The sequence below is a fragment of the Bhargavaea ginsengi genome, from assembly GCF_900109165.1.
GTDB lineage: Bacteria > Bacillota > Bacilli > Bacillales_A > Planococcaceae > Bhargavaea > Bhargavaea ginsengi.
In genome coordinates this window covers 752183-764992 of the sequence record NZ_FNZF01000001.1, presented here as the reverse complement: position 1 = coordinate 764992, position 12810 = coordinate 752183, and the positions used below count along the sequence as shown (strand labels likewise).

The following is a 12810-nucleotide window of genomic DNA, read 5'->3' as shown; positions in this document are numbered from 1 at the left end:
TGGATTACTGGAAAGTTTTAGAGGATAATGAGGGGTAAAGGAATTAGTCACAGGGGGAGTTAAATTGATGAAAGATAAAATCACACAAATAAAATCGTTTTTACAAACATTGTCTAGCAATCAACAAGTCGCCAACGATTTGGATTACTATACTTTTTTGGCTACCCTTCTTCCTGTTCCTGGTTTCCAACAGGCCGCTTTGTTAGTCAATAAGCTGTTAGGAAATCATAATTTAAACTTACTTATAACGGATCTACAAGAGAGTATTTATAGCACGAATACACGTATAACTTTAATTGAGGATGAAGTAGAAAAGGTTCAACAAATGGCCCGCACCGTTTCTGCCGTTTCGGTATTAGAGGAGAAAATTGATTTAATAATTGAAGAGGCAAAGAAAGAGCTACCTTCTGAGTTTATAGTTGAAACAAATAATTGGAGCACTCAAGCTGTAATTAATCAAATCATAAATGCGGATTATACAGCAATTTCCGCTAATAATAACAGTCATAACCATTTTGAAAATGTCGAAATAACATCAAGAAGCACTCATTTACGTGCTACCAACCATTCATCTAATTTTCTTCGAGGTACAGATTTTAAAGACGCCACAGGTGCTGTTAGTATGAATGGTATTACTCAACAAGGAAATATTCATGTCACGAGTAACTCAATTGGATTTGGAGATGGTGGCACCTTAATCTTTGGTAATCCTAATGAAGTCAACGGGAATTGTCCTAATTGTAATACTGATATAGTAGTAGATAAGAATCACTTACAAAACTATTCGAGTATTAAGTGTCCAGAATGCAAAGGAATATTTCCTTATAGAATAACTTAAATAGAAAGCCGTAAGGAAGCAATTCTGCTTTCTTACGGTTTTCTATTTAGTCTCCCATTGCTTTCGTTTCTTCATCCAAGAACCACTGTTCAATAAACTTCAGTTCTTCCTCTTTGCTCAGGAGCCCCCTGGCTTTGCCGAGTGTCCCGTCCTGCAAGTCCCAGATGTAGTTGTGGTCGTTATCTGCTTCATTGAAATCTCCACGTTCCCATTTTGCGATAATAGCCAGCAGCTCTTTTTGCACCTCAGGAGTTCGGATTTTGTCGGAATTGGAGACTATAGATTCCAGTTGCTCGATGTTCCTGGTGGTCATGGGAACAGCTCCCCATTTCTGGTTGGCAGCGATTTTCTGGTGGGTCATCTGGTGCATGACCTCAAGGATTTGGGCTTCGGCTGAATTACCGTTAAGGCCGACCCGGTCAAGTCCGTCGACTTGATCCAGTGCACCGGTTTCCTCATAGGTTTCCGTGAATTCATCTTGTGTCAGCACTTCCTCCGGTTCGGGGTAGAAGAACTGGGTTTTATAGATGACGAAACCGGCGATAGCGAGGAGTGCAATCACCGGGATGATGATTTTTTTCTTCAGTCAGCATCACTCCAATGGAAGTAGAGTTACTATCTCGGAATAAAGGTTTCGTTTGAGATTATAGCATTTCAGGGATAGGAATAGTTCTTTATGGAAGAATTCTTTATTTAAGGGAAAAGTGAATGTCGAAAGGCATGCTGCCTGTATGGGAAGAAATCCTCTTTGACCAATACACTTTAGGGTGATAAACTACTAAATAGTCCGACTAACAAATAAATTAAAATTTTATACCAACTTCTTATCCAGAGCGGCGGAGGGACTGGCCCGACGATGCCCGGCAACCGGCAGGCGAAAGCTTGTATCGGTGCTAATTCCTGTGGGAGTGATCCCTGAAGATGAGAAGAGTCCGCCGATAAATCGTAACGCACTCTTCTTTATGGAGTGCGTTTTTTATTTGTCCTGGTTTGGGATAAATACTTTCGCCGCCTGGACGAATCGTTCCGCCAAGGGAGAGGCATCCTGCCGGTTCCACGCCAGGTATAGGCCGATGGCGTCATCCGCACCTTTGATTTCCCGGTAAAAGATCTCCTCCCGCTGAGTCTCAGCTGCGGCGGTTGACACGATGGAGATGCCGATGCCGGCGGCGACGAGGGAGAGAATTGTTGTGACGCCTTCCGCTTCCTGACGGATGTCAGGGCTGATGCCGGCCCGGTTGCATAAGGCAATGATCTGGTCGAAGTAGCCGGCTTCCTCGCCCCTCGGCGGCATGATGAAAGGTTCGCCTTTTAGTTCGGACAGGCGAATCGGTGAGGTGTCGGCGGCGAGCGGATGAGAGGACGGCAGGGCGACGACGAACGGATAGTCGTACAGGTGGAAGAATCCGAGCGTCTCCCCGTCGATCGGCGGGCAGAGGAATCCAATATCGATCCGGCGTTCGGCCAGAGCCTCGTTCTGCATGGCGCTCGACATCCGGTGGAGGATGAGTTCCACGTCGGAGTGCTTGTCCTTGAACGACCGGAGGATCCGGATGATGCCGCTGCTCAGCATCCCCGTATACCCGACGGCAAGTTTGCCGGCTTCACCGGTATGGATCTTCCGGGTCTGTGTGGTCGCGCGCTCGAGATTGCCCATGATGGCCTTTGCTTCCCGGAAGAGATGTTCGCCAGCAGGGGTGAGCCGGACAGAGCGGTTCGTCCGGTAGAAAAGCTGCGCACCGATTTCCTCTTCGAGTTGGGCAATCTGTTGGGAGAGGGGCGGCTGGCTTATGTTCAGTTCCTTGGCGGCGCGCCCGAAATGCAGGTGTTCGGCGACGGCGATAAAGTACCTCAGATGTCTTAATTCCATGGCGGACTCCTCCGGTGGCAGTTAATGGTTGATTGATAGTCTGTACGTATCATTACATCTTCAATACATATTATCCCGATAGGGGTCAGAATGGTAGTATATTTCAAAAGATTAAATGTCGGAATATTTATATAGGGAGGAAGGCCAATGTTTGCTCCTGCAAATGACTTTAATACATTCCTGAAAAACCGATTTACCACTCACGGAAAAAGAACCGCGCTTCATGCTGCGGGTGAGTCGATCAATTACGAGGATCTGCTCGCGGAATCCAGCCGCCTGGCGAATGCGTTTATCCGAGCTGGTGTCCGCCGCAATACGCGGATCGGAATGCTGATTCCGAACAGCATTGAATACGTAGTCACCGAACTAGCGATCTATTTCTCGGGTGGAACGAAGGTCGCACTTAACACGATGCTTCGGGAAGCGGACATCGAGTACATCCTGAATGACTCAAGTGCGGAAATCATGGTCGTGGACCACCAGTACTTGCCGATCATTGAAAATGTGAAGGACAAGCTCACGACGGTACGGCAGATTGTCGTCCTGAATGGGCCGGCGGATCAGCCTGAAGAATACGTGGATTGGCACGCATTCAAGGACAGCGAATCGGCTGAGTTCCCGGAAGTAGGCAACGTTCCGAACGACATGACGACCATCCAGTACACGGGCGGGACGACGGGGGAACCGAAGGGCGTCATCTACACGCGCGAACGAACACTGCTTACACTGTCATCGATCATCATTGACGCGGACGTGCATCACGACGAGAAAATCCTGGTGACAACACCGCTCCCGCATGCCGCCTGGCTGTATACGTATTCCGGGCTGATCATGGGGGCGGAGGTCTTTATCGAAGAAAAGTTCGACCTGGAGACGGTCGTCCGCCATATCGAAGAAAACCGGATCACGTTCCTGAGCCTCGTTCCGACGATCATCTACCGTCTGCTGGATTACCTGGAGGGCAAGGACATCGACGTCAGCTCGATCCGCACGATCCAGTACGGCACCGCTCCGATTACCGCGGAGCGGCTCAAGCAGGGACTGGAGCGGTTCGGTCCCGTCTTCACCCAGATCTACGGGCTGAGCGAAACGCAGAGCGCCGCGACATGGCTGCGAAAAGATGATCACCTGAAGGGCGGCAAACTGCTCCGGAGCTGCGGCAAACCTGCCTACTTCAGCGCGGTGAAAATCGTTGATGACGAGGGGAACGAAGTGCCGGCAGGTGAGCCGGGCGAGATCCTGGTCAAGGCGGTTACGAACATGACCGGCTACCTGAACAAGCCGGACAAGACTCGCGAAGCGTTGACGGAAGACGGCTGGCTCCATACAGGCGACGTCGGCTCAAAGGACGAAGACGGCTACGTCTACCTGCTCGACCGCAAAAAAGACATGATCATCAGTGGCGGCATGAACGTTTACTCGTCGGAAGTCGAAAACGCCCTCCAGCTGCACCCGGCCATCCGCCAGGTCGCCGTCATCGGCGTGCCGGACGAAGACTGGGGCGAAGCGGTCCATGCGTTCGTCATTTTGAAGGACCGCATCACCGACGAAGAACTCGTCCGATTCGCCAAAGACAACATGTCCAAATACAAAGTGCCAAAAGCCTTCCACATCGTCGACGAATTCCCGCTCACCAACTACGGCAAAGTCGATAAAAAAGCCTTGCGTGAACCTTTCTGGAAAGTGAAGGAACGTCAGATCTGAGGCGTGTGTTGATTTCCGTTTCAGGCACTCGCTTTCCGCGGGCGTTGCCTTAGCCTCCTCGAGCTCCGCTCTGCGGGGTCTTCGGCTAACGCTGTTCCCGCAGGAGTCTCGTGCCTTTCACTCCAATCAACACTTCAGACGAATCGTTTCCGTGCCACTCACTACTCAAGAGTTAGATAGAAGATAGGGGGATTCCAAATGTTCAACTACGAAACCATCCAAGTCATCGACGAAAAGCCCGTGCTGCGGGTGAACCTCAACCGGCCTGAAAAAGCCAATGCCATGAACGCGCAAATGAATCAAGAACTCAACGATGTCCTCACACGCGTGCGTCAGAATCACGACTACCGGGTCATCGTCTTCACAGGAAACGGCCGGGTGTTCTCGGCTGGAGCGGACATGAAAGAACTAAGCGGGCTTCTGAAAGACGACCCGACAGACACCACCTGGATCCGCGAAGACCAGCTACAGCGCCATGAATTCCTGCGCAAGTTCGACACGCTTGACCAGATCACCGTCGCGGCCATCAACGGCCCAATGCGCGGCGCCGGCATGGCACTCGCAATGGTATGCGACTTCTCCATCATGGCGGAGGAAGCGGACGGCGGACTGCCGGAAATCGAGCGCGGACTGTTCTTCTCCGGTGGCGGCACGCCAAGGCTCGTGAACCTGGTGGGTCCATTGAAGGCGAAGGAACTCATCATGCTCGGAGAGACATTTACCGCAGAAGAAGCAGAGAAGATGGGCCTTGTGAACAAGGTCGTCCCACTCGCAGAGCTGGAAGCAGCAACCGATGAACTCGTCGGAAAGCTCACGGCAAAATCGTTCGCCCCACTCCGTATCTCCAAGAAAATCGTCAATGCCGCCGTTCCGGCAATCGACCCGCTCCTGTACTACGACGCAGAACTCCAGGAAGCTGTCATGACGGCCGGCGGCACCGCCGACCAGATGGCCGGATTTGAAAAAGCGAAGAAATAAGGGGGAACGGAAGATGAAAAAGAGCCTCCTCGGCGTCATGCTGCTGGCCCTGCTTGCCGTCCTTTCCGGATGCGCCTCGGCAAGCGGGAGCGGCAAGGCGGAATATGTGTATTCATTTAATATCCAGCCGGCGGCGACGCACAAGTTCCATACAGATGTCGTCGCACCGTGGGCGGAATACGTGGAAGAACAGACCGACGGCCGCGTCAAGATTGAAATCTACAACAGCGGAGCACTCGGCAACCTCGCCACCGCCTATGAGGACATCGAAGGCGGCTTGTATGATATCGGCTACGTAAGCCCGAGTGCTTCGACGAGCACACCGGCTTACCCGCTGACGCTCGGCGACCTGCCGTTTGCAATCCTTGATCCGATGGACAGCCCGAAAGTCCTTCAGCCGTTTATCGATGAATTCATGCAGGACGAATTTGAAGATAGCATCCCGCTTGCCATCTCCGCGACGGATGCCTATCAGCTCATTACGACGGAGCCTGTTGAGACCGTTGCTGATGTGAAAAACAAGAAAGTTATCGTCTCCGGAAAAGAGCGTGTCCAACTAATTGAACTGTGGGGCGGCGTGCCTGTCACCCTCGGAATCGAAGAAAACTACCAGGCGCTCGACCGAGGCACCGTCGACCAGACGACGTACACCGCGATCGGCACGAACGGCTTCCGCCTGTTCGAAGCGGCACCGTACATGACGAAAGTTGATATCGGTGCCACGACGCTCCTGTTCCTCATGAACGAGCGGGCATTCGACAAGCTGCCGGACGACCTCAAAAAGCAGTTCGAGGAAGACTTCGGTCCGAAGCTGAGCGAACTCAACTCGAAAATGTATTCCGAAGGCACCGCCGATGCTCTGGTCCAATTCGAAAAAGAAGTGGCGGACAAGGGCGGCCGCGTCATTGTGCCTGAAGGAGAAACACTCGCAGAATTCCGCGCCCCTGCCGGACAGATCTGGGAAGACTGGGTGAAAAACGCCGAGAAAAAAGGCTACGACAACGCACAGGAAATGATGGACTTCTTCACCAAGACGCTCGAAGAGCAAGGCATCGACAACCCGGTAGATTAATTTCGTGAAACACAGATATAGAAAGAGGGGGAAAGTATGGAGCTCCTGCAGAAACCGGTCCGTCTCCTGACGAACATCAATAAATGGATCGGCCTGATCGCACTCGGCCTGATGTTCCCGGCCGTGTTCGTCTTCGCTGTTGCGCGGACGACGGGCAACCCGATCATCGGGGACATCGAACTCGTCCAGTTCGTGATGGTCGTCCTCATAATGGGTTCGCTGTCCCTCAGCGAAGCCACCAACACCCATATCTCGATCGGGCTTTTCGTGGACAAGTTCTCGCCCGCCATGCAGCGCGTGATGGACTTTATCGCCCATCTCCTGACACTGGCGTTCTGCCTGCTGGTCTGCTGGGCGTTTTTGTCCCACCTGAAAACCCAGGAATCCGACCTGCTCGGAATCTCGTACGTCCCGTTCAAGCTGTTCGTCATCTTCGGCTTCCTCACCTGGGGGCTCGAAGCACTGCTCAAGCTGGTGCAGGACCTGAAGGGGGAGAAGACCGTTGCCGACTGAAATTGTTGGACTCATCGTCATTCTGGGGGTCCTCTTCCTCATGTTCCTTCGGATCCCAATTGCGATTGCCATGGTCGTCCCGGCCGCACTCGGCATCATTTATCTCCGGGGAATCGATACGCTCCTGGCAGCCGTCAACAGCATCGTCTGGAGCCAGAGCTTCAGCTACACACTCAGCACCATCCCGCTGTTCGTTCTGATGGGGCAGCTGCTGTTTGCCTCCGGCGTCACGAACAGCCTGTTTGAAACGTGCAAGCACTGGTTCGGCCACCTGAAAGGCGGCCTCGGCATCTCCACGATCGGCGCCTCCGCGCTGTTCGCCACAGCCGCAGGCTCCAGCGTCGCAACGACCGGTACGATGGGCGTCATCGCGACCGATGAAATGCGAAAAGGCGGCTACAGCAAGAGCCTCACCGGCGGCACGATTGTCGCGGGAGGCGCTCTTGGAATCCTAATTCCGCCGAGCACGACATTCATCGTTTACGCGATGATCACCGAGCAATCCGTCGGCGCACTCTTTACTGCCGGCATCATCCCGGGAATTTTGCTCACGCTGTTCTTCATGATCACCATCTGGGCCGCTGTCCTGATCAACCCGAAACTTGCACAAACCGAGCAAGTGGAGAAATCCACCTGGAAACAGCGGTTTGCCTCGCTGCCGAGCAACCTGATGGTCGCGGTGCTTTTTATCGTCGTCATGGGCGGCATCTATCTTGGCTGGTTCACCGCGACAGAAGCCGCCGGCGTCGGCGCACTCGGTGCCATGCTCATTGGTGTCATCAAGCGCACACTGACTTTGGAGAAACTCAAAGAAGCCATGATCGGCACCCTGCAGACCACCGGCTTCATCTTCGCCATCATCATCGGCGCCTTTATCCTGAACTATGTGTTGGTGCTGACAAGGTTCCCGAACATGCTCGCCGATGCACTGCTGTCCGCGAACCTGTCCGACGCCATGATCTTTGCCCTGATCGTCCTGCTCTTTATTATTTTGGGAGCGCTCATGGACTCACTCGCCATGATGGTCGTCACCATCCCGATCCTCATGCCTGTCTTGGCAGCGTTGGAATTCGACCTCGTCTGGTTCGGCGTCATCATCGTGCTGGTTGTCGAAATGGCACTCATTTCACCACCGATCGGCATGAACGTCTTCGTATTGAAAGGCGTCACCAAAGAACTCGAACTCACCGACATCTTCAAAGGTGCCTTCCTGTTCATGATCCCGATCCTGACACTGATCATCCTGATCTATATCTTCCCTGAAATCGCTCTGTATCTGCCTCAGCAGATGGCGGGGTAGGGGAATGGAGCTGCCTGGAGAGAAACACTCTCCGGGCGGCTTTTTTTGTTATGGGGGTGAGTGGTTACCTTGGGGGAGTGAGTGATTACCAACTACTCTGATGAATCACCACCTAGGTACCTCTGAGTTCCCACCAAAGTGTATCCGGGCTCCTACCAATCCCCGCCGAATCGCCACCAACCGGGATTGAATTACCACGAATTTCTTAGAGGAGTGAATGGGGAAGAGTCGAAATCAACTGCATTAAAACGTTTAGATATACGGGGGAGGCGGTTAAATGGAGAACATGTTGAATGAAATTGAAAAAGGGTTGGAAGCAGGGGTATATCACTTGGCATTGGGAATGACATTATGTATTCCTGATATCTGTGCCGCTCTGCAATCAAATAATGGGGAGACCAAGAAAAATAAATATGTGAATTGGTATGATCAGTACGTAGGAGATAAAGTTCGTATGTCAGCCAACGATTGCTATTATTTCCGATGTGCATTCTTGCATCAGGGGAGAACTGAACACAAGGATTCGCAGTATAGGAAAATTATTTTCATTGAACCAACTTCGATATTAACTTTACACAACAATGTATTGAATGATGTCTTGAATATCGATATCCAGATTTTTTGCAGAGTAATCATTGATGCCGCGAGGAATTGGTATGAGGAACAGAAAGATACCAAAAACTATAAGAGTAATTTTGAGCACTCATTTAAAAGGCATCCTGAAGGGATGGCTCCTTATATTGTCGGTGTTCCTGTATATGGATAAGATAACTGGAAGGAGGCGAATTAATCGTGAAACGAGGAATGCGTTACTCGGACTTTCTTGAAGCGTTGGATAAGGAACAGAATTACCTTCAAAATGGCGGGACCTCTTATCGTCGGCAAACAGCAGCAATGGCAAGGGACTTGGCAAGTATTAATGATGGGCTCGCTCAGTTCTTGAACCGCCAGGAATTGGTGCGTCAGGTTCGTACTTCTTATCCGTTAGCAGATGAGGAACGCATCCAAGACGTAGCTAAGATGTTGAATGTGGTGGCAAAGAACGTCTATCTGCGATCTAACGTTTCCGATGAAGCCGCCGCATATGTCCGTTCAAGGAAAGCTCGCCGAAAACCGTTAACACTGATGAAACATGAATAAAAATAAACAATAGCGCCTTACTTGGATTATTCGTATTCAAGTAAGGTTTTTTATTTGCAGGTGATCGTCAAAACCTGAGACTAGATCCCTTCGTAATCAACTCCTTTTGCCATTATACTTAAAGCAGCAGAATCAGACGGAGGGATACGGTGGATCAACAACGATTGACTGATTATATCATTGCGGCGGCTTCATTTTATGGCATCATTCCGATGGAGAAGGTCAGCCAGTTATTTAAAGAGCATACCGGCATTGGTTTCCATAAGAGGGAGGTCCGAAAGTTTGCGGAGATGAAGTCTGCCGCGCTTGAAGCGCACGGGGTGATCCTGTATGGCGACACGTTCGTCCATGAACTGATCGACCGGGCGGGGGCAGTCGAGCTCTACTTGGAACGGACTTACCGGAAACGGTACTATGTGCCGGAGCTGGAGGAGATGCTCCGCTATCGGGATGAGTCCTATATCGAGATGAACGAACAGGCCAGGACACTCGCGGCGTTTCTTCGGGAAGAGATGCAGTATGATGAAGTAAAGACTGAGAGCGTCCTGATAGACGTCAAGATGGCAGCGGATGAACCTGGGGCGAATCTGTTCATGAATCTGTTGCTGAACCTCGATTTAACACACTTTGAAGAACGTCCGGAGGAAGATCTGGGAAAGTTTATTTATCTGGCGCAAGGTATGTTCAACCATAGCCGATCCTGGATCCATCGTGGACGCACACCGCTGGAAGCGGATGAGCCGCTTGTCCTGCCGGATGCTTCCATTCGCTTTACTGAAGCAAAAACAAGGGAACTGATCCGCTACATCCAAGCGCTCGTCCATCTTTACGGCGTGGTGCCGGCTTCCAAGATTGCCGAAATCTATAACGCTCAGAACAACAGCGATGTGCAGGCCATTGAGTTACTCGCATTGACCCGCTCGCTCATTCCTGCAGCCTGGCTGATCAACAGCCGGATCTCCTTGAGGAATCAATCCTTTACCGCTCAGGCGATTACGGGGCGGGGAGACCTCGAGAAGCTGCAAACAGAAACGGCAGGAAAACCTTATTATATTCCTGAAAAGCAGGAGCTGCTCCGGTATGCAAAAGACGATTACTTCGAAGAAACACTGCAGTCGGAAGCGCTACGGAAGTATACGGAGAGGCACTTCTTCCGGGGAAGACCAAAGGATCTCAGCGTGTGGATGGGCCATGCACAGAATCTGTGTCTGCATGGTTATCCACCTGCACAGGCGTTCTCGTCACTGCTTGAATTCGGTGGGATCGTCCCTGCAAGCGAGCAGCAGACCCGTGAACTCATCGAACTCTTTTTTGACATGGTCAACCACAGCCGCACCTGGGACAACCGTGGTCACACTCCAGTGGAAATGCGGAAACGCCAATCCAGGATGCCTCTTGCAGGGGTGCAACGGGAAGAAATGCATTCTACCGATTCCATCAAAGTTGGTCGTAATGATCCTTGTCCATGCGGGAGTGGGCAGAAATATAAGAAATGTTGCGGGAAATAGGGAGCGGGAGCTGCCTGGAGAGAAATACTCTCCGGGTGGCTTTTTTGTTATGGGGGCGAGTGGTTACCTTGGGGGAATGAGTGATTACCGACGGATTCCCACCAAGGGGTATCCGAGTTCCTACCAAGCCCCTGGTGAGTTACTACGAATGCCAACTGAAACTAACCAACGAAAGAATAGACAGAAAAGATGAAACACATTGACACTTCCTGCTTTTGTAAGATACGCTTTTTCTAGAACGTCGTTCAAACAAAAGGGGGAAACATCATGAATACGAGCAAGGAGTTCCTGACACCGCCATCGATTGTCTACCTGCAGGGGGCGTTTCAGCAGGTGGGCAAGCAGGCGTTGAACTTGAAGGGGAGCAAGGCGCTGATCATCAGTGACGCGATTATGAATAAGCTCGGGTATGTGGATGAGTGCCGGAAGCTTCTTAATGATGACGGAATTGAAAGCGCTGTCTATCTGGGAGTGGCGTCTGAACCGACCGATGACTTTGTGTCTGAGGCGCTGCGTATATTCGAAGAAGAGCGCTGCGACCTGATCATCTCGCTGGGGGGCGGGAGCTGCATCGATACGGCGAAGGCGGTGTCGATCCTGGCGACGAACGGGGGCTATATCGGAGATTACATGGGCGGCCGGAAACTGGCCGATCAGCGGCCGGTGCCGCATATCGCCATTCCGACCACTGCCGGGACAGGAGCAGAAGCGACAGACGCGACTGTCATTACCAACACCACGACCCAGGTGAAGATGATGATCAAGCAGCCGGCGCTCATGCCGGACGGCGCGATCGTCGATCCGATGCTGACACTGTCTACGCCGGATAAGGTGACTGCCGCGACAGGCGTTGATGCACTCAGCCACGCCATCGAGGCGTACATCTCTAGGAAGGCCCACCCGATGACGGACATGCTGGCCCTTTCCGCTATCCGGCTGATCGCGTCCAATCTCCAGCGGGCTTACGACAACCCGGAAGATGTTGAAGCGAAAGAAGCGATGTCGCTAGCAGCGATGCAGGCTGGAATGGCTTTCTCGAACGCTTCCGTCTGCCTGGTCCACGGCATGTCCCGCCCGATTGGCGCGCTGTTCCATGTACCGCACGGCTTCTCCAATGCGATGCTGCTGCCGGCAGTCCTGGAATACAGCAAGGAAGCCTGCGTGGAACGGCTGGCGGACATCGGCCGGATCTTCTCCCCGGATGAAGAAATGACCAATGAACAAGCCGCAGAACGGACCGTGCAGGCTGTGAAAGAACTTTGCCACTCATTGAACATCCCGAACCTAAAAGAATGGGGCATCGACGAACAGGACTTCATGAACGCCAGAGAAAAAATGGCCAAAGACGCCCTCGACAGCGGCAGCCCCGGGAACAACCCGAAAGTGCCGACTGGTGAGGAAATCAAGGAGCTTTATCAGCTCGTCTATGAATATCAGACACAGGTGAAAGTGAATCAGGGAGTATGAAAAAAGCAGCCGCTCCGGCTGTTTTTTTCATTAGAGAGCATCATAACCACTTTGTCTCACTGGGTTTTTTTAATATAGGTAGGGGAGTTTTATCTTAGAAGAAGGACTTACCATGAAGCCATGCCTAAACTCCATTCTGCACAGAAACAGCATGCTTATCCCCTATTACTCATTAGCCTATTAACCTGTCTATAGTCTCAATAGATACAGGAGGATTGAAGCGGAGGGCCCGAGACACCTGCGGGAAAAGCGTTAGCCGAAGACCCCGGATGTTGCGCAACGCTTTGCGATGCGCACAGACGCCAGTCTCCGTACTGGCGCCGGCTAAGGTAACGCCCGCGGTAAGCGAGGGCCCGCAGCGGAAATCCGGAGGATTTTCAGGAATAGAAAGAACTGCAGACGAAGGAGTAGTCCACTCAC

12 protein-coding genes and 1 riboswitch are annotated in these 12810 nt (G+C 51.9%); of the genes, 10 read left to right on the top strand and 2 right to left on the bottom strand.

The features are described from left to right. Nucleotides 1–67 precede the first annotated feature (67 nt). Nucleotides 68–838: a hypothetical protein gene (locus BMX91_RS03610; protein ID WP_092050030.1), complete on the top strand. Its 771-nt coding sequence runs from the start codon at nucleotides 68–70 to the stop codon at nucleotides 836–838. Between the two features lie 46 nt (nucleotides 839–884). Here the strand turns inward: BMX91_RS03610 and BMX91_RS03605 are convergent, their stop codons facing one another. Next, nucleotides 885–1400, bottom strand: coding sequence for a DUF6241 domain-containing protein (locus BMX91_RS03605; RefSeq protein ID WP_092050028.1), 516 nt, complete (start codon nucleotides 1398–1400; stop codon nucleotides 885–887). A gap of 259 nt (nucleotides 1401–1659) precedes the next feature. Further along, a riboswitch (SAM riboswitch) is annotated at nucleotides 1660–1766 on the top strand. 48 nt (nucleotides 1767–1814) lie between these two features. Then, complete coding sequence (locus BMX91_RS03600) at nucleotides 1815–2708, bottom strand: LysR family transcriptional regulator (RefSeq protein ID WP_092050026.1); 894 nt, start codon at nucleotides 2706–2708, stop codon at nucleotides 1815–1817. 147 nt (nucleotides 2709–2855) lie between these two features. On the opposite strand from BMX91_RS03600, the gene BMX91_RS03595 reads away from it, so the two are divergent. From BMX91_RS03595 to BMX91_RS03555, 9 genes are all read left to right on the top strand, one after another. After that, a complete protein-coding gene (locus BMX91_RS03595; RefSeq protein WP_092050024.1) occupies nucleotides 2856–4412 on the top strand; it encodes a long-chain-fatty-acid--CoA ligase in 1557 nt (518 codons plus the stop codon). 198 nt (nucleotides 4413–4610) lie between these two features. Next, the gene (locus tag BMX91_RS03590) at nucleotides 4611–5390 is read left to right on the top strand and encodes an enoyl-CoA hydratase/isomerase family protein (RefSeq protein ID WP_092050022.1); all 780 of its coding nucleotides are present in this window, start codon (nucleotides 4611–4613) and stop codon (nucleotides 5388–5390) included. Nucleotides 5391–5403: 13 nt separating this feature from the next. Next, complete coding sequence (dctP, locus tag BMX91_RS03585; protein ID WP_092050020.1) at nucleotides 5404–6462, top strand: TRAP transporter substrate-binding protein DctP; 1059 nt, start codon at nucleotides 5404–5406, stop codon at nucleotides 6460–6462. Between the two features lie 36 nt (nucleotides 6463–6498). After that, a complete protein-coding gene (locus BMX91_RS03580; protein ID WP_092050018.1) occupies nucleotides 6499–6975 on the top strand; it encodes a TRAP transporter small permease in 477 nt (158 codons plus the stop codon). Further along, entirely contained in the window at nucleotides 6965–8275 is a 1311-nt protein-coding gene (locus tag BMX91_RS03575) for a TRAP transporter large permease (protein WP_092050016.1), read from the top strand. The genes BMX91_RS03580 and BMX91_RS03575 overlap by 11 nt, the downstream gene beginning before the upstream one ends. Nucleotides 8276–8552: 277 nt before the next feature. Beyond that, a complete protein-coding gene (locus tag BMX91_RS03570; RefSeq protein WP_092050014.1) occupies nucleotides 8553–9041 on the top strand; it encodes a hypothetical protein in 489 nt (162 codons plus the stop codon). 26 nt (nucleotides 9042–9067) lie between these two features. Further along, nucleotides 9068–9415, top strand: coding sequence for a hypothetical protein (locus tag BMX91_RS03565; protein ID WP_092050012.1), 348 nt, complete (start codon nucleotides 9068–9070; stop codon nucleotides 9413–9415). 149 nt (nucleotides 9416–9564) lie between these two features. Continuing rightward, a complete protein-coding gene (locus BMX91_RS03560) occupies nucleotides 9565–10923 on the top strand; it encodes an SEC-C metal-binding domain-containing protein (RefSeq protein ID WP_143059343.1) in 1359 nt (452 codons plus the stop codon). 267 nt (nucleotides 10924–11190) lie between these two features. Further along, on the top strand, nucleotides 11191–12390 hold the full coding sequence (locus BMX91_RS03555) for an iron-containing alcohol dehydrogenase (protein WP_092050007.1): 1200 nt from the start codon (nucleotides 11191–11193) through the stop codon (nucleotides 12388–12390). Nucleotides 12391–12810 lie beyond the last annotated feature (420 nt).

Excerpts from the sequence above, each read along its gene's own strand:
- BMX91_RS03610 (WP_092050030.1), top strand. The coding sequence starts at position 68 with ATGAAAGATAAAATCACACAAATAAAATCGTTTTTACAAACATTGTCT.
- BMX91_RS03600 (WP_092050026.1), bottom strand. The coding sequence starts at position 2,708 with ATGGAATTAAGACATCTGAGGTACTTTATCGCCGTCGCCGAACACCTG.
- BMX91_RS03595 (WP_092050024.1), top strand. The coding sequence starts at position 2,856 with ATGTTTGCTCCTGCAAATGACTTTAATACATTCCTGAAAAACCGATTT.
- BMX91_RS03590 (WP_092050022.1), top strand. The coding sequence starts at position 4,611 with ATGTTCAACTACGAAACCATCCAAGTCATCGACGAAAAGCCCGTGCTG.
- dctP (WP_092050020.1), top strand. The coding sequence starts at position 5,404 with ATGAAAAAGAGCCTCCTCGGCGTCATGCTGCTGGCCCTGCTTGCCGTC.
- BMX91_RS03580 (WP_092050018.1), top strand. The coding sequence starts at position 6,499 with ATGGAGCTCCTGCAGAAACCGGTCCGTCTCCTGACGAACATCAATAAA.
- BMX91_RS03570 (WP_092050014.1), top strand. The coding sequence starts at position 8,553 with ATGGAGAACATGTTGAATGAAATTGAAAAAGGGTTGGAAGCAGGGGTA.
- BMX91_RS03555 (WP_092050007.1), top strand. The coding sequence starts at position 11,191 with ATGAATACGAGCAAGGAGTTCCTGACACCGCCATCGATTGTCTACCTG.